This window comes from Sediminicola luteus (assembly GCF_002514735.1).
Lineage (GTDB): Bacteria > Bacteroidota > Bacteroidia > Flavobacteriales > Flavobacteriaceae > HQA918.
Map to the genome: position 1 here is coordinate 331,887 of NZ_NBWU01000005.1, position 21,482 is coordinate 353,368.

Consider the following 21,482-nt stretch of genomic DNA (forward strand, 5'->3'; position numbering starts at 1 on the left):
GTGCCCCGCAAAGCAGGGAAATATAAAAAAGGGGAAGCGTTGCCGCCTCCCCTCGAAAATTATTTTCTAATGCCTAATTCTTTAATGATGGCACGATACCTAAGAATGTCTTTCTTCTTAAGGTAATCCAATAAGCTTCTACGCTTACCTACCAATTTTACCAACGAACGCTCGGTGTTGAAATCCTTACGGTTTTGCTTTAAGTGCTCGGTAAGGTGGTTGATACGAAAGGTGAAAAGGGCAATCTGTCCTTCAGTGCTTCCGGTGTCGGCCTCCGACTTTCCGTGCTTTTTAAAAATTTCGGCTTTTGTCTCTTTAGTCAAATACATGCCAATATTGTTTTAAATGATTATTATGTATTCTGTTTTTAAACAGGCGGCAAATGTACAAATAATTTTGATAGCTTCCAGAAAAACTTCCCTAGGAACGTATAGGGGCGTTTTGGATCAAATCGATGTACTGGTTAATTTTCTTTTTCAAATCGCGTCGGTGACTGATAAAATCCAAGAAACCGTTCTCCAACAAGAACTCCGAGGTCTGGAAGCCTTCGGGCAGATCCTGGCCTGTGGTGTCTTTAACCACACGCGGGCCGGCAAATCCGATCAATGCGCCTGGTTCTGATATATTGATGTCGCCCAACATAGCGTACGAGGCTGTGGTGCCCCCGGTAGTTGGGTCGGTACATAGCGAGATATAGGGTATCTGGGCGTCGGCCAATTGGGCCAGTTTAGCAGAGGTCTTGGCCAATTGCATCAAGCTCAAGGCGGCTTCCATCATACGGGCACCCCCAGATTTCGATATCATTACAAACGGAATCTTGTTCTTTAAGGAATGGTCTATGCCACGTGCGATCTTTTCACCGACCACAGAACCCATAGAACCGCCGATAAAAGCAAAATCCATACAGCAGACCACCAAATCTTGACCTAAAGATTTACCCACCCCGGTACGAACGGCATCTTTTAAACCGGTCTTTTGTTGGGCGGCCTTTAAACGATCGGAGTACTTTTTGGTGTCCTCGAACTTTAAAGGGTCTTTAGAACTCAAGCCTTTGTCGAGTTCTTCGAAGTTGTTATCGTCGAAAAGAATCTCAAAGTATTCCTTGCTTCCAATACGTACGTGATAGTCGTCTTCCGGACTCACGTAAAAATTTCGGGACAGTTCTTCGGTCTCTACAATCTTTCCAGTGGGCGATTTGTACCACAGGCCTTTAGGAGTGTCTTTTTTCTCCTCGGTCTTGGTTTGGATCCCTTTTTCCTTTCTTTTAAACCATGAAGACATAGTATACGGTATTCGTTAGAGGGTATTTACATTGTTCAGGTCTTCGAAGGCTTTTTTCAAACGCTCTACAAAAGCATCTTCACCTTTACGTAACCAAACCCTTGGGTCGTAAAATTTCTTGTTGGGTTGGTCGTCTCCGTCCGGATTCCCAATTTGGGTCTGAAGATAATCCTTTTTGTCCTGAACATAATCCCTTACCCCAGAAAGGAAGGCATATTGCATATCGGTATCGATGTTCATTTTAATAACACCATAACCGATAGATTCCCTGATTTCTTCTACGGTAGAACCAGAACCTCCGTGGAAAACGAAATCTACGGTGTTGTGGGGTACATTGTACTTTTCCGAGATAAACTCTTGCGAGTTCTTTAAGATCTTCGGGGTCAATTTTACGTTTCCGGGCTTGTATACACCGTGTACGTTTCCGAAAGAAGCGGCAATGGTAAACCTTGGGCTCACCTTCATTAATTCTTCGTAAGAATAGGCTACTTCCTCGGGTTGGGTATATAGTTTAGAATCGTCTACGTCGGTATTGTCAACGCCATCTTCCTCTCCACCGGTAATACCCAATTCGATCTCTAGGGTCATGCCCATTTTGGCCATACGCTCTAAATAACCTTTACAGATTTCGATGTTCTCCTCTAAAGGTTCTTCGGAAAGATCGATCATATGCGAGCTAAAAAGCGGTTTTCCGGTTTCGGCAAAGTGCTTTTCACTGGCATCTAACAAACCGTCTACCCAAGGCAATAGTTTTTTGGCACAGTGATCGGTATGTAAAATTACGGAGGCACCATAGGCCTCGGCCATTTCATGAACGTGCTTGGCTCCGGCTACGGCACCAAGAACGGCGGCTTTTTGGTTTTCGTTGGACAAGCCTTTACCGGCATTAAACTGGGCGCCACCATTAGAAAATTGAATGATGACCGGGGCGTTCAAGGCCGCAGCGGTTTCCAAAACCCCATTGATGGAGTTCGATCCGATCACGTTTACCGCAGGAAGGGCGAAACCTTTCTCTTTGGCATATCGGAATATCTCTTGTACTTCGTCGCCTGTGGCAACTCCAGGTTTAATGTTGTGGGACATACTTTTGTACGTATTGTTAGTTGAACTAATTGGGGCAAATGTAATAAATAAATCGAATCGAAAGCCGACTTTGACCCCGCGGGCGTAGATTGCTTAAAATGGATAATTTATCCCTATATGGGTTACCATATTCTTAATATTATAGTCTTGAAACCATCGATTTCCCATTGGCTTGGCTGGGTCGTAGGTCTTAAATCCGAAATCGAGACGGATAATGAAGTAAGATACATCGTAACGGAAACCGATACCGCTACCTACGGCCAGCTCTTCTAGGGATTTAATGCCTTCAAAGACCGCCTTTTCATTGGTCTCATCGTCCAAAACATTCCAAATGTTTCCCACATCGGCAAAAAGGGCGCCTTTTAAATCGCCGAATATGGGAAAACGGTATTCAGTGTTGAAGGCGATTTTCATGTTGGCCTCGTTGAAGTCGTTGAGACTACCTGAAGAACCTGGGCCTAATGAATAGGCTTGCCAACCCCGGTTGTCGTTCGAACCCCCAGCAAAATAAGAACGCGAAAAAGGTATGTTGTTCGAGTTGCCGTAAGGTAGTGCTAAGCCAAAAAAGCTACGGAAAGCCAAAACCGTACCCGGGGAAGCCAAACGAAAATGTTTGATAAAATCGAATTCGGCCTTAATGTATTGGGAGTAGGGGATGTTCAATAATAAATCTTGCCCTCCTTGGTTTTCCTTGAATTCAACAATATTTGCTAATAGGGATAGGGAATTTCCGGCACTTTCCAAACGCCCCCTGAAACTATAAAAGTTACGGTCTGTCAGCCCTTCGCGGTTGGTCTTAAAGTAGGTGTAATGAGCCGAAAGTATCAGGTTGTTCTCTGTTAAGCGAATCCGACGGTTCTCAATTCGGTTAACCTCATTGTATTCGTCAGAACCTTCGGGATATTCCCCACCCAACTCGTTCTGTAACACTTCCTGCGTAAAACCAGTTGTACCGGATGGAATTCTAAGTTGGAACGGGTCAGAAGGGTTACCTGTAGTTTCGTAAAACTGGGGGTAATCACTTTCAAATCCTTTAGCAAGATCGTCTAATTGGCTATAGGTGTCTTGATACACATTGTAAAACGCATCTGGGTTCAGGTTTTTGATGTACTCAATATCGAGTATTTCAAGATTGTTCCTTCGTTTATCATTGGGTGACCATTGGTAGCCGTAATGGGTGTTGAAGGTCTGTTTGTCCAATCCAATGTTCTTTTGCAAGGCCATACCGGCAGAGATATTGGTGCTGGGTAACATATAGGCCGGTGTAATGCGCTCGGAATCTATAAAAGGAAAGGCAAAACGAGGTATGCTCAATTTAACATCGGTACCTATTTCCGATGAGAATTTTTTATCGGGTGGCGAATCGCTCAATAATCCGATAGTACCTCGGGCGCTAACACTTAGGTTCTCCATGCCCCCAAAAACATTGCGAATGTTCAGTGAGGTATTAAAAGTAGTACCTATAGTGTTTATGTTAGAGTGGGTAACATCTACGTTGAAACCTAGGGAGTACTTAGGTCGTGGGGCCAAGAAAATGTGCATGTCCAGCTTGGTGCCTGTACTATCGGGAATGGGTTCGATATTGGGGTATTTAAAGTTGTTTAAACTCGAAATTTTTCTGTAAGTCCGGGTTCTGTCAATTTCACGATACAGGCTGTCCTTGTTGAAAAATACGGTTTCCGAAATGGCTTTTGGGGTGTACTTTAAATCGCCTTTATAGTGTATGTTGAGGTCTTTGTATTGAATTGTCTTTAAGCTGTCGCTGGTTGGGTTGGCCAAATCAAAATCGGCATAAATATGCACATTGTTTATGTGATTGACCTTGTATTCACCAACATGGGTACGGTTGCCAATGGTACTTTTCGGGTTGTCTATATTTAATGTAACGTCTAGTTTTTGGTCGTCGGAGATGGCGAGGGTATCCATCAGAATATCGAAATTGATAGAGCTTTCTTGGAAATTCCATACCCCGGAATTACGGAAAAGTTCGGTCAGCCGAGCCCGTTCTTGGTTAAATTGGGCCAAATCGAACTGGTCGCCTTGGTGCACATAGGTTTCCGGTTTGGCCAATTGAAACAAACTGTCTATGTCTTTAGAGCCAATAGCGTAGTTAAGGGTGTCTATGTAGAAAGGTTTTCCTAGGTTGACATCGTAACCGATTTTAGCTCGGTTCTTTTCGTAGATTGTATCCGTGGTCTGTCGGGCAATGGCGTTAAAATATCCTTTGCTACCATAATAGGCCTTTAGGCGTTTTAAAGATTGGTCGGTTTTAAGGGAGTCTAAAATGGTGGGCGCCTCCCCAATATCTTTAAACCAATTGCTGGCCCCTTTTACCAAAAAAGATTCCCCTAAACGGTTCAGTTGTTTTTCAGACAGTAGGTTGGTCAGTCGTTGCCTGCGGTTGGGTTTACGATCCAGCCAATCTTGAAAGGTGGAGTCCGGGTTCGGATTGGCCATATTATAAATGTGCAAGCGTAAGGGGACACCCAAAAGTTTGCTATTGGGTTTTTGGGATATAAGTCCGGTTACCGTGGGGTCTATAATCTTTTTGCCTTCTACCCGTAACTCCGATTCGGTGAGTAGGTATTCGTCTTCCCCAACATTCTTTAAAGTGCTGCACGCGGCCAGGCTCAGTACCAATAAAATTAAACCTACTTTTGTAGGCAGTCTGAACATGACATTGCGTATTCCCATAGAGGCCAAAAATAAGTTATTTCGATGGTTGCGAAAAGTGAATTGAAATTTGTAAAAAGCCTACAACAAAAAAAATGCCGATCCGAATCCGGACTTTTTGTGGTAGAGGGCGTTAAATCGGTGAACGAGCTTTTGGATAGCCCTTTAAAACTGCATTCGCTTTATGCTACCGACCCCGCTTTGATAGGGTTCAATGTTGCTGCCATAGGGGTTTCCCCGGCCGAGTTAAGTCGTATGAGCGGATTAAAAACCCCAAATGCCCTTTTGGCCGTTTTTGAGATGCCCAAAGCTAAGCCTGTCGATTATTCGGGCTGGGTGTTGGCTTTGGATCAGGTACGTGACCCCGGGAATTTAGGTACCATAATCCGATTATGCGATTGGTTCGACATACGGCATTTGGTTTGTGCACATGGCACTGTTGATTGTTATAATCCTAAAGTGCTTCAGGCGACCATGGGGTCAATTACCCGAGTCAATGTGGTCTATGAAGATCTTGAAATGGTCTTGGGCAAACATGGGACACAGGCCTATGGTGCTTTTATGACCGGTGAAAACCTGTATAAGGCAAAGTTGTCCGAACGCGGTATTTTGGTTATGGGTAATGAGGCCAATGGTGTAAGTGCCGAAGTGGAGGCCATGATCCAAGGGAAATTAAGCATACCACAATATGGCGCGCAAACTACCGAAAGTTTGAACGTGGCTATGGCTACCGGTATAATTTTGGCCGAGTTGAAAAGAAAATTGGGGTAGCGCTGACGCTATTCAAAAGTGAAATTCACAAAAATACCACGGGTGTACATAGCGTTGATATTGCCTGTCCATGGACTGTTGGGGTCTTCGTCGGGTACCAATTCGTCGCTGATAAAGAAAACACCGCGAATCGATGGTGAAAACTTAAAATATTCGGTATACAAATCGATGCCAAAACCTAATTCGTAGGCAAAATTGTTTTTCTTTAATCGGAAAGTACCGGTACTATTATCGTCCAAACTGTCTTCGTTGCTGCCTAAATTCATGGATACGGAACCTCCGCCAATGATAAATGGTTTCCAGTTGCCTATGCGGCGGGTACTCACTTTAAGCAGCAAGGGAAAATTAATATAGGTCGATTTAAGTTCCCTTAAGCGGTCGTTCTCATTGGGTAAGCCTCTATACCCCAATATTCTTGAATTGTAATGTAATCCGGGTTCGAAACGGAGGTCTAGGAATTCATTGATTCGCATCTCGCCGATCAGTCCTACATTGAAACCTATCGATTTGTCTACCAGTATATCTGTATTTGGACCTAAGTGTTCCTTATAATCGAATTTGAAATCCATTTGGTTAAAACCAAGAAAATACCCCCAGTTCAAAAACTTTTTGTCTTCGTTTTCGAGATTAATAACGGGTTTTTCATTGAATTGCGCCATAACCAAATGGCCAAGCAGTAGCAGCGGAATAACGATCGTTCTCTTCATAGGTGCCTTGTAATCGGTTGTGAATGAAGGGTCAGTTGCCCATCTTGGCCCCTTTTCCGATTATTTTGAGGCCGTATAAATATTGGCCACCCCCATAGTCTGGGGACGATCCTGTACCCCTATAAACCCGATTTTTTCCAAAATATTGTTGAAAGCGGCTCCGTGCGGAAAGGCATGGGCCGATTCCGAAAGGTAGGCATAGGCGGTTTTGTCTTTGGAAAACAACCTGCCGATGGCGGGCATCAGGTATTTAGTGTACACATGGTAGCCCTGTTTAAAAGGGAATTTGGTGGGTACGGCCGTTTCCAAGACCACAAATATCCCACCCGGGCGTAAGACTCGTAAAATTTCGGCCAAGCCTTTTTCAAGGTTTTCAAAATTACGTACCCCAAAGGCTACGGTAATGGCATCGAAACTGTCGTTCTCAAACGGAAGGGCTTCACTGTCGCCAACGATCATGTCTATGGTTTTCGAAAGGTTTTTGTCGGCTATTTTCTGTTTGCCTATTTCGAGCATTCCCGGCGAAATATCCAATCCCACGATTTCAGGAGCTCCCGTCTTACTAAGCGAAATGGCCAAGTCGCCGGTACCGGTGGCAATGTCCAATACTTTCTTTGGCTGAATTTCCTTGACCAGGGCTACTACCTTTCTACGCCACGATTGGTCAATGCCGAAGGAAATAACCCGGTTTAAACTATCGTAATTGCCCGATATGGTATCGAACATTTGGGTTACCTGTTCTTTTTTGCCTAAAGAAGAGTCGCGATAAGGGGTTACTTTTTTGCCCATGGCCAAAATTTTCGGCAAATATACGGTAAACGGCTTGCTCTACTGTCATTGATGGGGTTTCGAGCGCATTTTGAGGGAAACTAAGTTTTAGCACAGGCATTTTCATTAAATTTGTGCCGTCTTTTGTGGATTAGACCAAGCTTCTTACCCAAAGACATAGATTCCGATAGCATGAAGATTTTAATCGCAGGCGCCGGAGAGGTGGGATTCCATCTGGCCAAGTTACTTTCATACGAATCCCAAGACATTACCCTTTTAGATACCGATAAAGAGAGTTTGGCTTATGCCGATAGCCATTTGGATATTCGTGCGCTACGGGGCGATGCTACCTCTATTTCCGTTTTGGAAGATGCCGAGGTGGCTCATACCGATCTGGTAATCGGGGTTACCTCTTCCGAGACCACCAATATTACCCTTTGTATGTTGGCCAAGCAATTGGGGTGTAAACGAACCATGGCCCGTATCTCCAATACCGAGTTTATAGATAACAAAGAAACCATTCGTTTTTCGGAATTGGGTATAGATGAATTGATATCGCCAGAAGAGCTGGCGGCCAACGAGATTAAATTACTTTTGAATCAGTCGGCCTTTAACGATACCTACGAATTTGAAGATGGAAAACTGATCATGGTAGGGGTAGCCCTGCCAAAAACAGCCCCTTTCGTAGGTAAAATGGTGAAAGATGCGGCCAAGATTTTTCCTGAATTGCATTTTATGCCCATCGCGCTCCAGCGTTTGGGTACCCAGTATACGATTATCCCGCGTGGTGATACCGTTTTCCGTGAAGGGGATCAAGTGTATTTTATTACGCTGAAAGAAGGGGTAGATGAATTGTACAAACTCAGTGGTAAGGAGAAAAGAATCCTTAAAAATGTAATGATCCTTGGGGGTAGTAAGGTGGGCTTTAAGACGGCCCGCGACCTTTGTGGGGATCGTTTCAATGTAAAACTGATCGAAAAAGACAGGGATAAGGCTATGGATCTTGCCGATGATCTGCCACATGCCTTAGTCATTAATTGCGATGGTCGAAATGTAGAGCTGCTCGAAGAGGAAAGCTTGGAGTCTATGGATGCCTTTATTTCGGTAACCGGTAACTCCGAGACCAATATTATGTCTTGTTTGGTGGCCAAATCTAAAAACGTAAAAAAGACCATTGCCTTGGTAGAGAACATGGATTATTTCCATCTGTCTCATAGCATTGGTATCGATACCCTGATCAATAAAAAACTGTTGGCGGCCAATAATATTTTCCGCTATGTGCGCAAAGGAGAGGTGGTGGCCTTTACCCGTTTGAACAACCTGAATGCCGAGATTTTGGAGTTTGTGGTAAAACCGAGCTCGGCCGTTAATGGTAAGATCATTCGTGAACTCGACTTTCCGCGTAGTGCTACTATTGGTGGCGTGGTACGCGATGGCGAAAGTATGATCGCCCTGGGCGATTTTAGAATCGTTGCCGGTGATCGGGTGGTGGTTTGTTGCCTGCCTAAGGCTATTTCCAAAATCGAAAAACTCTTTTTGTAATGGGGTTGAACTCGAAGATTATCTTCCATCTCATGGGCTTATTGCTCGTCTGTAATGGGGGTTTTATGTTGCTGGCCGCCTTGATTAGTGGTATTTATCAAGATGGGGTAACCGTAGAGATTTCACTTTCTGCCATTATTACCATGTTGGTGGGTGTGGTGGCCATGTTCGTGACCCGAAAACACGAAAAAGAGGTAAAGAAGAAAGAAGGGTATATGATCGTAACCTTTGGTTGGTTGGTCATGTCTTTTTCGGGGGTATTGCCCTATATGCTTACCGGGGCCATTCCGAATTTTACGAATGCTTTTTTCGAGACCATGTCGGGTTATACCACTACGGGGGCGTCTATTTTGGACGATATTGAAGCTTTGCCCAAAGGGGTTTTGGTGTGGCGTAGCCTTACGCATTGGATCGGGGGTATGGGGATTATCGTTCTGGCTATTGCGATACTTCCGCTTTTGGGTATTGGGGGTATGCAGCTGTTCGCTGCCGAAGCACCTGGCCCTAGTGCCGATAAGCTGCATCCGCGAATTACCGATACGGCCAAAAGGTTGTGGTATATCTATGTGGGCTATACGGCAGCCGAAACCTTGTTACTTAAATTGGCTGGCATGGATTTTTTCGATGCGCTTAACCATGCCTTGGCTACACTTTCTACGGGTGGTTTTTCTACAAAAAATGCCAGTGTGGCCTTTTGGAACGATTCGCCTTTGATTCAATATATTATTATCCTGTTCATGTTTTTGGCCGGGATGAACTTTGTTTTAAGCTATTTCGCTTTCAAGGGTAAAGTACAGCGTATTTTAAAGGATGAAGAATTTAAGGTCTATGGCTTTTTTGTGCTGGCTTTTACCATTTTAGTTACCCTTACGGTCTATTTTAAGGCCAATGTGCCGGTATCGGATTATCATCCCATGGTTTTAGGGCCATTGGAAAGCGCTTTTAGACATGCCTTATTCCAGGTGGTGGCCGTGATTACGACTACAGGTTTCGTTACGGCCGATTTTACGGGCTGGACACCCTTTATGACGGTTTTCTTTTTCGGATTGTTTTTTCTCGGTGGCTCCGCGGGGTCTACCGCCGGGGGTATTAAGGTAATGCGCCATCTATTGATTATTAAAAACGGCCTTCTCGAATTTAAGCGTACCCTGCACAATAATGCGATCGTTCCCGTACGCTATAACGATAAAATGGTGAAAGAGAAGATCGTGTATAATATCATCGCATTCTTTGTGCTCTATATGCTATTGTTTATTATCGGTTCGCTGGTATTGGGCTTTTTAGGGCTCGATTTTGAGACGGCAATCGGTGGGGCAGCCTCCTCTTTAGGCAATGTGGGACCGGCCTTGGGGCAATTGAATCCACTGGCCAACTTTAATAGTTTGCCCGATCTAGGGAAATGGTGGTGTGCCTTTTTAATGTTGTTGGGCCGTTTAGAGTTGTTTACCGTGCTCATTTTGATGACCCCGATATTCTGGAAGAAGATTTAATAGTTACTTAAATTGCTTGAACAGTAGCTTTGTAATGCTGGAAACCACGATAACCTATTGGAATAATTTTGCTGGCAACCTGATTACGGTCAGTGCTCTTTTAGGTGGATTTTCCTTGGCCGTAACCGCCAATTTATTGGTATATGAAAATGGTGGCAAAGTTTTTAATGCCTTAATGAAAGGGGCAGCCTTGGCCTCGGCCTGTTTTTTGCTTACGGTATTCAGCATGACCAAAATTTTGATGATGACCACTGAAGGTCGTCCCGAGGGTGTGGGAATGACCGATATTACACTGCCTAAACTTCTAGGGAGTGTTACTTTTTTTATCGGTATCGTCGCCTTGTTCGTAGTAGTCGGCCTCTCGGGCTGGACAAAATCTAAAAAAATGGGGCGTTTTACCACTTGGGTAAGTGTACTCACCTTTTTAGGAGTGTTATTGACTTTGGTCGAGGTACGGTTTTAGTACAGATTGGCCAAATAAAAAACCGCTTAGAAATCAATCTAAACGGTTAATGTTATTATTCGAAGTAATCTTGTTTTTAAGTCGCTATACCACGGCTTTTATCCTACTAATGGCTTCGCGTAGTTGCTCCTCGGAGGCTGCGTACGAAATACGGATGCAGTTGGGGTTGCCAAAAGCTTCACCGGTTACCGTGGCAACATTGGCGTTTTCTAAAAGGTAAAGGGCAAAATCGGAAGCGTTGTTAATTGTGGTCCCTTTCAAGGTTTTTCCAAAGAAACTCGAGATGTCCGGAAACACATAAAAGGCGCCTTCCGGAACGTTTAAGTAAAAGCCGTCAATTTCCTTCAAAAGGCTCAAAATCAAATCGCGACGTTTTTGGAACTCGTCGATCATATACTGTATTTTCGAAACCGGGGCGTCCAAAGCAGCAATGGTAGCTCTTTGGGCTATGGCATTGGCCCCGCTGGTTACTTGACCTTGGAATTTGGTACAGGCCTTGGCGATCCAGGCTGGAGCGCCGATGAACCCGATACGCCATCCGGTCATGGCAAAGGCCTTCGATACCCCATTAACGGTAATGGTGCGGTCGTACATGCCATCTACATTGGCAATACTTACATGGCCTCCCACAAAGTTGATGTGCTCATAGATTTCATCAGATACCACGAAGATCTGTTCGTGTTTTTTCAAAACCTCTGCCAACCCTTCCAACTCGGCCTGGCTGTATACAGAACCGCTGGGGTTACAAGGTGAACTGAACCAAAGCATTTTGGTCTTAGGCGTAATGGCGGCCTCCAATTGCTCAGGTGTCATTTTAAAATCGGTGTCAATTGAGGTGGGTACTTCCACCGGAACGCCTCCTGCCAGCTTTACGATGTCGGAATAACTTACCCAATATGGGGCTGGTAACACCACTTCATCGCCTTCATTGATCATACACATGGCTACGTTGGCCAACGATTGTTTGGCTCCGGTAGAAACAACGATTTGATCTAAACCGTATGCCAAGCCATTATCGCGTTTAAATTTACGGGCAATGGCTTCCTTTAGTTCGGCATAGCCATCTACCGGGGTATAGGCACGGTAATTTTGATCAATAGCCGTCTTGGCTTCTTCCTTGATAAATTCGGGAATGTTGAAGTCTGGCTCACCCAAACTTAGTCCGATAATGTCTTTTCCGGCATTGCGGAGTTCCCTTGCTTTAGCTGCCATGGCCAAGGTGGCTGATGTGGCCATGCCATTGATACGATCCGATAGAAATGCTTTCATTCGTGTGTGGTTTTACTCGTAATTTCGTAGGTCTTAGCCGTTTTGATAACGACAGAAACCTAGTTTTTTTAGTCGGAAACGATGGTTTTATACGCATCGATTCGGTGGACTAAGGTATGGCTTTTTGCTTGCAAAAATAGGGCTGCTTACAGCTTTTACGGTTTTGTTTTAAAATCAGGATAAATTGTGGTGTTCTTAAAAAATGAATGCGACTTTTTCGGGAATCCGTAATTGGTTTCTTGGGTGGAGAAAACGAATCTTGGGTTATACGAAGCAGTATTGTAAGTATTTGGATATTTTTGCCCAAAATTACAGCCATGGATGCCCAATTGATTTTTGATTATTTCCCCAACCTGAGCGAAACACAGCAAGAACAGTTTAAGCAGCTGGAAGCCTTGTATCAAGGTTGGAACCAAAAGATAAATGTGGTATCGCGAAAAGATATCGATGAACTTTATCTACGGCATGTGCTGCATTCCTTAGGTATTGCCAAAATTCACGCTTTTGCCGATGGATTGGAGGTATTGGATGTGGGTACAGGCGGAGGATTCCCGGGGGTGCCTTTGGCCATTCTTTTCCCAAAGGTGCAGTTTACTTTAATCGATGCGATCGGTAAAAAAATAAAAGTGGTCAACGAAGTGGTCGAAGGTCTTGGGTTGACCAATGTGAAAACTGTGCATGGTAGGGTAGAGGAGTTGCCCGGTCAGTTCGATTTTATTGTTAGTAGGGCGGTAGCGGCCATGCCTACCTTTACGCATTGGGTAAAGGGGAAAATCAAAAAGAAGTCGGCCGACAGTCGTAAAAACGGTATTTTGTATTTAAAAGGAGGTGATCTTACCGAAGAATTACAGGGGTATGCCAGTATTCAGGTATTCGAATTGGAGCCTATTTTTAAGGAAGATTTCTTTGAGACCAAAAAAGTGGTCTACTTACCTATGAAGTTTAAAGGGTAAACATACCCATATAGGCCCTGCGATACTTGCGGGCATAGCATTTCATTGATTTTTGCAAACGTTCCCAGCGGATACGAAGGTCTAGTTTTGTGTTTTCTGACAGCACCATCATATTCAATTTACAATTACTTAACGTTAAATTTACATTGAAATTGCTTCACATGCAAATTATTCGTTGAAATCGATGGTTTTTCCTACGTGTTCCCTGTTATTGAATCGTGCTTAGCGAAATGCGGTTAGAGATAGTTTGTGATAAGATGTTTTCTGTTCCGGGTGTTGCGATGAGGCTTTTAAAATTAAGACACAAAAAAAGGAGACACTTTTGCATCTCCTTTTCTATAACTATTACTTGTAAATCTTAACCTAAGAATGGGTAGCGGTAGTCTACCGGGCTTACAAAGGTCTCTTTGATCAAACGGGGAGATACCCAACGTAACAAGTTTTGGGCAGAACCCGCCTTGTCGTTGGTACCAGAAGCTCTAGCGCCACCAAAAGGTTGCTGGCCTACTACGGCACCTGTGGGTTTATCGTTCAAATAGAAGTTACCCGCTGCATTTTGCAGGGCTTGGGTAGCTTGCGCCAAAGCATAGCGATCTTGGGAGAATACGGCTCCGGTCAGGGCATATTCAGAAGTACTGTCAATAAGCTTCAAAGTATCTTCCCAATCGGCATCTTCATAAACGTATACGGTAACCACTGGGCCGAACAATTCGGTTTCCATGGTAGTATACTTAGGATCGGTTGTCAATAAAACAGTAGGTTCAATAAAATAACCAACCGATTTATCGTAGCTACCACCGGCAATGATTTCCACGTTGTCGTCTTCCTTGGCCTGATCGATATATTTGGCCAATTTGTCGAAAGAGCCTTCATGAATTACGGCGGTGATAAAGTTCGACATATCCTCGGGCGAACCGGGCTTGTTGAAAGAAGCGATATCGGCTTTTACGAAATCCAAGGTTTGCCCAGCTATCGATTTGGGTAGGTATACCCTAGAGGCCGCGCTACATTTTTGACCTTGGAACTCAAAGGCACCACGTGTAATGGCGGTAGCCACTTGCTTCGGATTCGAAGATGGGTGGGCAACGATAAAGTCTTTACCACCGGTTTCACCTACGATACGGGGGTAAGTTTTATAGCGGTGTATATTGGTACCGATCTGTTGCCAAAGGCTTTTGAATACATGGGTAGAACCGGTAAAGTGCAATCCAGAGAAATCAGGACTTTCCAAAACGGTTTCGGTTACCATTACTGGGTCGCCATAAACCACGTTGATTACGCCATCGGGTAATCCGGCTTCCTTAAAAATATCCATCAAGACCTTGGCAGAGAATATTTGACTATCACTGGGTTTCCATAGCACAACATTACCCATCATGGCGGCACTGGCCGGTAGGTTACCTGCGATAGCGGTAAAGTTAAAAGGGGTTACGGCGTATATGAAACCTTCCAACGGACGGTATTCTACTCGGTTCCAAATGCCGTCTCCCGATTCGGGTTGATCATCATAAATATCGCTCATAAAGGCTACGTTGAACCTTAAAAAGTCGATGAACTCACAAGCGGCATCAATCTCGGCCTGGTGAATGTTCTTAGATTGGGCGATCATAGTTGCGGCATTGATCTTGGCGCGGTACGGACCGGCAACCAATTCGGCGGCCTTTAAAAATATGGCAGCACGTTGTTCCCATGCCAAGTTGGCCCATGCGGTACGCGATTCCAACGCATTGGCTATAGCGGCCTCAACATGTTTCTTTTCGGCAACATGGTAGGTGCCCACAACGTGTTTATGGTCGTGAGGTGGGGTCATATTACGGGTGTCTCCCGTACGAACCTCTTCGTTGCCAATGTACATAGGCACATCTACGTTGCCGTTAAAATAGGTTTTGTATTGGGCCAAAACGGCTTCCCTTTCGGGGCTTCCGGGAGCGTATCCCTTAACAGGCTCATTTATGGCCGGAGGAACATGAAAAAATCCTTTACCCATGGTGTTTCTTTTTGTTTTTAATGGCGCAAAGGTACTAAATAGGTAAGGCTTTGAAAAGTAGTAAGGATGGGTTTCTGCTTAATTAAACATAAGTTTGGGGCTGGGATAATTTTGAATTCCGCATTTTTTGGGTAAAATGGCCTTTGTTTGATGAAAGATTTATATTTTCATACACCGACCAAACCAAAATCTATTATGGGAAAACTGGATAATTTTTCATGGATCTTTGCGTGTATCCTAGCATTTGAACTTGTAGTGATCAATGTGCCTGCCTTGGCTGAATTACGTATGATCAGTAAGCCGGCCATCGTAATATCATTATTGGTATTTGTAAGCACGCGTACCTTTGGGGGAGAAGGCAAGCTTTTGTTGCTGTTGGCCCTGTTGTTCTGTTTGGCCGGTGATCTGTTCTTAATGTTCGATGGCTATTTTGTAGCCGGACTGGCGGCATTCTTGGTCGGGCATGTTTTTTATACGCTATTGTTGTTCCATAATAATGGGTTGCGGTCGCAAGGTATATTGCTTCTTTCGGCTTGTTTGGCCTTGTTGGTTGGGGTCATTTTGTATTTGGTGTTACCCCAGTTAGGTGAGTTGCTGCCTTATGTGATAGCTTATATGTTGGTGATTTCGGCTATGGCTATAAGTAGCTTTACGACTAAAGTGGCCTATCCGAAATTGGCGTTTACCCTATGCTTGGTAGGGGCTTTGCTCTTCGTGATTTCGGACTCCTTATTGGCGCTCAATGCTTTTTATAAACCTTTTGAAGGCGCGGGTACGGCGGTTATGGCCACTTACGGATTGGCACAATACTTTTTGGTAAGGGGTGTGGTAAAGGCGAAAGCTTAGGGGTTGTTTTAGAAGGTGATAGAATTGGCGTATGACCGTTTTTTCCAACTACGGTTGCCTGGGGAGAATTTAAGAATTTTAAAGTACACTCTTAATTCACAGAGAAAGGGGCACAAAACTTAAAGGTAGGTACATAAACCCTGAATTTTTCGGAGTTTTTAAAATCGACCATATTATAATGCCCGTTCATAGCGCCGATGGGCGAGGCCAATAAACAGCCCGAGCTGTAGGTGTGGGAGTCGCCTGGTTTGATAACCGGTTTTTTGCCGATAACACCTTCACCGTCCAAAACTTCCCTTTCGTTCAACGAGTCGAAGATGTTCCAGTGTCGGGAAGTTAATTGTACCGGGCTTTCGGTCTGGTTTTCAATAGTTATGGTATAGCCAAAGGCATAGTGCATTTTGTAATTCTTGAAGAAGGTGCCTTCAAACGAGGTTGATACCGAAATTTTAATCCCTTTGGTTACTTGTGTTACCATAATCATTCTAGTATGTAAACGCCGCCCCAAGCAATAGCATAGTCACGGACAAGAGCGCTAAAGTAAAAAATATGGTATTCAGCGCACTGTATTTAACAAACGTTTTAAAGAAGCCCTGTTTGTAAAATTTCTTCATGGAGAGAAAGAGATAAATTCCGAATACCATCAGGAAGAATCCTATGCTCGACCAAGCGAAAAAATAGTCTAAAACAGCACTAAGGATGAGCAATATAAATAAAAGGGACTGGTTGTGGAAACTAAAGATAAGATGATCGGTATAGGAATGTTTTTTCCTGATGTACGCCACTTTTAGGAAGAGTGAAAACACCGGTAGAAAGAAAAAAACCAGGAATGGCAACTTCGAAACGAAGTCGCTAAAGAAGCTTCCGGGGCGTTGGCTCGTCTTTAAAATTCCTTTGCTCGTCATTAATGAAAATTTGTTCTCACGGGTTTCGGGAACCTCATAGCGTTCCGCGATTTCGTAAAAGTTGTCCACCTTATCCTTGCGTAGCACGGTATTGAAGAAAAATTGCTTTTGTGCCATCCGATCGAAAAAACTAAGGTTCTGCACAGAGTCTAAAAAATGGACGCTATTATTCAGCATGCGTTTTTCAGATTTCGATATGGTGTTCTTTAATCGGTCTATGCCTTCCAAAGAATCTAACTCAACTGATGCGTTTACCCCAGTGTCCGGGCCAAATATATCCAAGGAATTGAAGGCATTGGCGTTGGGGTCGCTGTGGTCGTATCCGAACTTGTCGTACGAATCAAAGTCGCCTTGAGTGTTTAATAAAAGAAAATATATAATGGATAAACTGAGTAAGAACCGAAAAGGGTTGGTGTAGGTGATGCGTTTACCTGCAATAAAATCGAGACTGATCTTGCCTGGTTTTAAAAGGAGGGCTTTTAGCGTACGTAGCAATTTGGAGTCGTAAGACACCAGACTGGAGAAAAACTCATCGATAAAATCTTGAAGGCTTAAGGGCTTGGTCGTGTTGGCTTGAGAACAATTGGGGCAATACCGATGGCTTATCTTTAGGGGTTGCCCGCAATTAAGACAACTAACACCACGGTATTTGCTTAAATATCGTTTTTGCCTTTTAAATTTACTGGGTAAGCGTAATTTGTTGGCCATTAGTTGCTAATGTCTTTTGAGTTAGCCGTGCCAATGCCGATTACGCTGTCGTAACGCTGGCCGAAATCGCGGTAGTACACCAAGATAAGATACTGGTTTTCGGTAAAATGGAAATCCCCGCCTATGGTGTTGGTTTCTATAGTGCCGTTTTCTCGTTCTATAGCGTATTTGTAATTGTAGAAACCCTGTTTCATGGTAATCTGGCCTTCCATATTTCCGGTATCGGGGTTAAAACTCAATTGGTTCTCTTCGTTTATGGCGTAGTTGTTGAACTTGCCGTGTACATAAACCTTGTCCATGCCCATGAATTCTTCGTAAGGTAAGCTGAAGTGTACCACGGTATATTCGGCTTCACGCGAAACGTCGGTACCTTGTAGGGTGCGAACAATAAAATCGCCATTGATGTCGGGATTATAGGTGTATTCGTCTTGGTTTCTGATACGATTGGTGAATAGGTAGTGGTGGTACAGGTCTTCTAGGCTTATTTTGTGTATGGCAGAGCTGGGGGCCCTAAGGTCTTTGGTGTCGAAATAGAAGTATTCGTTTCCTCCGAAAAAAGAGGTTTCCTTATCGTATTTGTAGGTCAGTTGTTGCCCAAGCGTAAATTGGGGTTTAACGTCGTCTATAATGGTGGCCCAATCGTAATTCTGAATCAGGGCTACTTTAACTTCCTGTTTGGGGTTTACTAAATTGGCGTTGGCCGTATTAATATTGAATTGAACCGATTGTTTGGTGTACAGATAATCGAAGTCCCTAGAGCGTTTGACTTGAGCACCAACGGTTACTCGGTCTGTGTATACCACAAATCGTCGAGCAAAGACCAAATCGTCGCGGCTGTCATAAATTTCCAAAAGATAGTTGCCGGTGAGCCGGATGCGGGTGTTTTCGTTCGGCAGTCTTAATTTATAGTTGGAGTAGGATTGCAGGGTGCTATAGCTGTTCTCGTAATCCAATATACGCTGGTTGTCGGTCCCGCTTAAATATTGTGATTTTAGTATACGTGAAGGCTTCCAGTCGTAATCGGCATGTTTTATTTGGTAATAGTAGTCTTCTTCGGTGGCGTTGAGGTCGTCGAACTCCAAAGTAATGGTTTCGCCAATCTTAACCAGGGGGAATTGATCTTCGGTAGGCCCTTTAAAGATAATGGTCTTTATATGGGCAGGGGGCTCTACTTCTACCAGTTTGTCCTGCGACCAAAGCCAACCGCAGGTCAGAAGTAAAATGTAAGCTATTTTATTTGGCATAGTGTCCCTTTGTTTGGGGTAAATATAGGAAAAACCGCTCCCACCGACCTACTGGCATCGACGAGTGGTAATTTATTATTTAGAACAGGTATAAATAATATTTACCAAGCGCTATCACAAGGTTATCTGCACTAGAAATTTTAAATTTGCACGAAATTTTGTTAACCTAAAGGTTCGCGCTTTATGTCTAAAGACATTCGTATCAAAAAAGGGTTGGATATCAACCTTTTCGGCGAAGCCGAGAAAACTACTTCAAAAGCGGTTCCTAGTAACGTATACGCCTTAAATCTTGACGATTTCCATGGTATTGCCCCAAAGATGCTCCTGAAACAAGGAGAATCTGTAAAGGCAGGCGAGCCCTTGTTCTATAACAAGGAGAACGCTGATATGGTTTTCGTGTCGCCGGTAAGCGGTGAGTTGGTAGAAATCGTTCGTGGAGCCCGTAGAAGGATATTAACGTTGAAAATTTTGGCCGATAAAGAGCAAGAGTATGTGTCGCACACTGCCCTTGATCTTGCCAAGGCCGATGCCGATGCCATAAAGGCGCACTTGTTGCAAAGCGGGTGCTGGCCTTTCATCAGACAACGCCCGTACGATATAATTGCCAATCCGGAAGTGGCCCCTAAAGGCATTTTTGTTTCCGGTTATGCATCTGCCCCTTTGGCGGCTGATCTCGATTATGTACTGCAAGGGAAAGAAAATGAATTGCAAACCGCCGTGAATGCCTTGGCTAAACTTACTTTCGGAAAAGTACATGTTTCCGTGGGTAAAGGAGCCCAGTCGCCCTTGGCAGGTCTGTCCGGTGTTGAAAAGCATACGGTTTCCGGGCCACACCCGAGTGGACTGGTAGGTACCTTGATCAATAGGGTGGATCCCGTGAACAAAGGTGAGGTCGTTTGGACCGTTACCCCGCAAGACTTGGTAATGATCGGTGAGTTGTTATTAACCGGTAAGTTCAATGCCGAGCGTACCATTGCCTTGGCAGGTTCTTCGGTAAAAGCACCGAAATACTACACCACCAAAATCGGGGCCGAGGTTTCTACCTTTTTATATGCCGCTGGTGTTTATGGTGAGAATATTCGTGTGATCAATGGCGATGTGTTGACTGGTGCCAAAAGTACGCCAGATGGCTACTTGGGCTACTACAACAATACCGTAACGGTTATTCCGGAAGGCGATGATTATGATCTTTTTGGTTGGAACCGTCCTATCTTCGATAAAGTATCTACTTCTAGGGCTTTTACCTTCTCTTGGCTGAACCCGAAGAAAAAATACAAATTGGATACCAATACCAACGGAGAGCATAGGGCTTTTGTGGTGACCGGAGGTTACGAAGAAGTGTTTCCGCTGGATATCTATCCCATGCAGTTGCTAAAATCCTGTATGATCAAAGATCTAGACGAAATGGAGCAGTTGGGCCTTTATGAGGTAGCTCCTGAAGATTTTGCCCTTACCGAGTTTATTTGTGTATCGAAACAGCCCCATCAGCAGATTATCCGCGATGGTTTGGACCTGTTGTATAAAGAAATAGGATAGTCATGGGAATGAAGCAATCGTTACATAATCTAAAAGAAAAGTATAAAGGCAAAAAGATGGCCCCGGCCTTCAATGCCTTCCATACCTTTTTATATACGCCGAACGAAACTACCCACTCGGGGTCTCATGTTCGTGCGGCAGATGATCTAAAACGTACCATGAATACCGTAATCATGGCCTTGGTGCCTGTATTGTTGTTCGGTATTTTCAATGCGGGCTATCAGCATTTTCATGCGATCGCCGAAGCGCAGGGTACGGCCCAGGCCTTTTCTTGGGATCTGTTCCTGACTTGGGACAACTTCTGGACAGGGGCCATTAAAGTACTTCCTTTACTTATCGTTTCCTATGGTGTCGGTCTTGGTGTCGAGTTCCTTTTTGCCGTGATCAAAGGTCATGAGGTGGAAGAAGGGTACTTGGTTACCGGTATGTTGGTGCCTTTGATCGTACCTATCGATATCCCACTTTGGATGTTGGCCGTTGCCGTGGTATTCGGTGTGGTTATCGGAAAAGAGGTTTTCGGGGGTACCGGAATGAATATCTTGAACCCTGCACTTACCATACGTGCCTTTTTGTTCTTCGCTTATCCTACCTGGATGACCGGTGACAAAGTTTGGGTGCACGGTGCCGTAGAACGTGCCGGTACACCGGATGCGATTTCTGGAGAGACCGTTCTTGGGTACTTGGCCCAGAATAAAGATGTAGGGAGTATCTACAGCTGGATGGATTACTTTATCGGTAATATCCCTGGTTCTGTTGGGGAAACTTCGGCCATGTTGATCTTGCTGGGCGGATTGTTCTTGATTTTTAGTAAGATTGGAAGCTGGCGCATTATGTTAAGTGGTGTGTTAGGTACCATAGCCATGGGCTTGATTTTTAACGGGGTCGTAGATGCCGGATGGATTACCGAGAGCAGTAAGTTTTATGGTCTCATGAGTTTCTCTTGGTGGCAACACCTATTAGTTGGGGGTATCGCCTTTGGTATCGTTTATATGGCTACCGATCCGGTAACCGCTGCCCAAACCAACAAAGGGAAATGGATTTACGGATTCTTGATTGGGTTTATCTCTATCATGATTCGTGTGTTCAACCCGGCCTTCCCAGAAGGGGTGTTCTTGGCTATTCTGCTTATGAACGTGTTCGCACCGACCATTGACCACTATGTGGTTCAGGGCAATGTGAAAAAGCGTATGAAGCGTTTGAAGAACATCGCCAAGGCGCCAGAGAAAAAAGAAGTTAACGTAGAAACGGTATAAGAC

19 protein-coding genes are annotated in these 21,482 nt (G+C 44.3%); 8 read left to right on the forward strand and 11 right to left on the reverse strand.

What is annotated here, in order from left to right:
* Positions 1-59: 59 nt before the first annotated feature.
* From rpsO to tamL, 4 genes are all read right to left on the reverse strand, one after another.
* On the reverse strand, positions 60-329 hold the full coding sequence (gene rpsO, locus B7P33_RS16690; protein WP_097443361.1) for a 30S ribosomal protein S15: 270 nt from the start codon (positions 327-329) through the stop codon (positions 60-62).
* Between the two features lie 91 nt (positions 330-420).
* Positions 421-1,281: an acetyl-CoA carboxylase, carboxyltransferase subunit beta gene (accD, locus tag B7P33_RS16695; RefSeq protein ID WP_097443362.1), complete on the reverse strand. Its 861-nt coding sequence runs from the start codon at positions 1,279-1,281 to the stop codon at positions 421-423.
* Positions 1,282-1,296: 15 nt separating this feature from the next.
* Complete coding sequence (gene fbaA / locus B7P33_RS16700) at positions 1,297-2,364, reverse strand: class II fructose-bisphosphate aldolase (RefSeq protein ID WP_097443363.1); 1,068 nt, start codon at positions 2,362-2,364, stop codon at positions 1,297-1,299.
* A gap of 93 nt (positions 2,365-2,457) precedes the next feature.
* The gene (tamL, locus tag B7P33_RS16705) at positions 2,458-5,058 is read right to left on the reverse strand and encodes a translocation and assembly module lipoprotein TamL (protein WP_097443364.1); all 2,601 of its coding nucleotides are present in this window, start codon (positions 5,056-5,058) and stop codon (positions 2,458-2,460) included.
* A 24-nt stretch (positions 5,059-5,082) separates the two neighbouring features.
* On the opposite strand from tamL, the gene B7P33_RS16710 reads away from it, so the two are divergent.
* Complete coding sequence (locus B7P33_RS16710; RefSeq protein WP_097443365.1) at positions 5,083-5,808, forward strand: TrmH family RNA methyltransferase; 726 nt, start codon at positions 5,083-5,085, stop codon at positions 5,806-5,808.
* Between the two features lie 8 nt (positions 5,809-5,816).
* Here the strand turns inward: B7P33_RS16710 and porT are convergent, their stop codons facing one another.
* Positions 5,817-6,515, reverse strand: coding sequence for a type IX secretion/gliding motility protein PorT/SprT (gene porT / locus B7P33_RS16715; protein WP_097443366.1), 699 nt, complete (start codon positions 6,513-6,515; stop codon positions 5,817-5,819).
* A 60-nt stretch (positions 6,516-6,575) separates the two neighbouring features.
* Positions 6,576-7,304: a bifunctional demethylmenaquinone methyltransferase/2-methoxy-6-polyprenyl-1,4-benzoquinol methylase UbiE gene (ubiE, locus tag B7P33_RS16720; RefSeq protein WP_097443367.1), complete on the reverse strand. Its 729-nt coding sequence runs from the start codon at positions 7,302-7,304 to the stop codon at positions 6,576-6,578.
* A 171-nt stretch (positions 7,305-7,475) separates the two neighbouring features.
* Here ubiE and trkA point away from each other — a divergent pair, with 171 nt between their 5' ends.
* Genes trkA through B7P33_RS16735 form a run of 3 tightly spaced genes read left to right on the forward strand, consistent with a single transcriptional unit; the run spans position 7,476 to position 10,778 of the window.
* Complete coding sequence (gene trkA / locus B7P33_RS16725; RefSeq protein WP_097443557.1) at positions 7,476-8,825, forward strand: Trk system potassium transporter TrkA; 1,350 nt, start codon at positions 7,476-7,478, stop codon at positions 8,823-8,825.
* Complete coding sequence (locus tag B7P33_RS16730) at positions 8,825-10,315, forward strand: TrkH family potassium uptake protein (protein WP_097443368.1); 1,491 nt, start codon at positions 8,825-8,827, stop codon at positions 10,313-10,315. Before trkA ends, B7P33_RS16730 begins: the two co-directional genes overlap by 1 nt.
* A gap of 16 nt (positions 10,316-10,331) precedes the next feature.
* The gene (locus tag B7P33_RS16735; protein WP_141402504.1) at positions 10,332-10,778 is read left to right on the forward strand and encodes a hypothetical protein; all 447 of its coding nucleotides are present in this window, start codon (positions 10,332-10,334) and stop codon (positions 10,776-10,778) included.
* An 84-nt stretch (positions 10,779-10,862) separates the two neighbouring features.
* Here the strand turns inward: B7P33_RS16735 and B7P33_RS16740 are convergent, their stop codons facing one another.
* Positions 10,863-12,047 (reverse strand): pyridoxal phosphate-dependent aminotransferase, encoded by a 1,185-nt coding sequence (locus tag B7P33_RS16740; protein ID WP_097443370.1) that lies wholly within the window; start codon positions 12,045-12,047, stop codon positions 10,863-10,865.
* 317 nt (positions 12,048-12,364) lie between these two features.
* Between B7P33_RS16740 and rsmG the strand changes: the two genes are divergently transcribed.
* Positions 12,365-13,000: a 16S rRNA (guanine(527)-N(7))-methyltransferase RsmG gene (rsmG, locus tag B7P33_RS16745; RefSeq protein WP_097443558.1), complete on the forward strand. Its 636-nt coding sequence runs from the start codon at positions 12,365-12,367 to the stop codon at positions 12,998-13,000.
* 358 nt (positions 13,001-13,358) lie between these two features.
* On the opposite strand, the gene pruA is transcribed toward rsmG, so the two are convergent.
* The gene (gene pruA / locus B7P33_RS16750; RefSeq protein WP_097443371.1) at positions 13,359-14,987 is read right to left on the reverse strand and encodes an L-glutamate gamma-semialdehyde dehydrogenase; all 1,629 of its coding nucleotides are present in this window, start codon (positions 14,985-14,987) and stop codon (positions 13,359-13,361) included.
* 195 nt (positions 14,988-15,182) lie between these two features.
* On the opposite strand from pruA, the gene B7P33_RS16755 reads away from it, so the two are divergent.
* Complete coding sequence (locus tag B7P33_RS16755; RefSeq protein ID WP_172435981.1) at positions 15,183-15,833, forward strand: lysoplasmalogenase; 651 nt, start codon at positions 15,183-15,185, stop codon at positions 15,831-15,833.
* Between the two features lie 91 nt (positions 15,834-15,924).
* Here the strand turns inward: B7P33_RS16755 and apaG are convergent, their stop codons facing one another.
* The 3 genes from apaG to B7P33_RS16770 are packed head-to-tail and all read right to left on the reverse strand — an operon-like array spanning position 15,925 to position 18,690.
* Positions 15,925-16,311 (reverse strand): Co2+/Mg2+ efflux protein ApaG, encoded by a 387-nt coding sequence (gene apaG, locus B7P33_RS16760; protein WP_097443559.1) that lies wholly within the window; start codon positions 16,309-16,311, stop codon positions 15,925-15,927.
* Between the two features lie 7 nt (positions 16,312-16,318).
* Positions 16,319-17,446 carry a DUF3667 domain-containing protein gene (locus B7P33_RS16765; RefSeq protein ID WP_097443373.1) on the reverse strand — a complete coding sequence of 376 codons (1,128 nt, stop codon included), beginning with the start codon at positions 17,444-17,446 and terminating at the stop codon, positions 16,319-16,321.
* Complete coding sequence (locus tag B7P33_RS16770; RefSeq protein ID WP_097443374.1) at positions 17,446-18,690, reverse strand: type IX secretion system plug protein; 1,245 nt, start codon at positions 18,688-18,690, stop codon at positions 17,446-17,448. The genes B7P33_RS16765 and B7P33_RS16770 overlap by 1 nt, the downstream gene beginning before the upstream one ends.
* A 183-nt stretch (positions 18,691-18,873) precedes the next feature.
* On the opposite strand from B7P33_RS16770, the gene B7P33_RS16775 reads away from it, so the two are divergent.
* Positions 18,874-20,226, forward strand: coding sequence for a Na(+)-translocating NADH-quinone reductase subunit A (locus B7P33_RS16775; protein WP_097443375.1), 1,353 nt, complete (start codon positions 18,874-18,876; stop codon positions 20,224-20,226).
* A gap of 2 nt (positions 20,227-20,228) precedes the next feature.
* Positions 20,229-21,479 carry an NADH:ubiquinone reductase (Na(+)-transporting) subunit B gene (locus tag B7P33_RS16780; protein ID WP_097443376.1) on the forward strand — a complete coding sequence of 417 codons (1,251 nt, stop codon included), beginning with the start codon at positions 20,229-20,231 and terminating at the stop codon, positions 21,477-21,479.
* Positions 21,480-21,482: the final 3 nt, after the last annotated feature.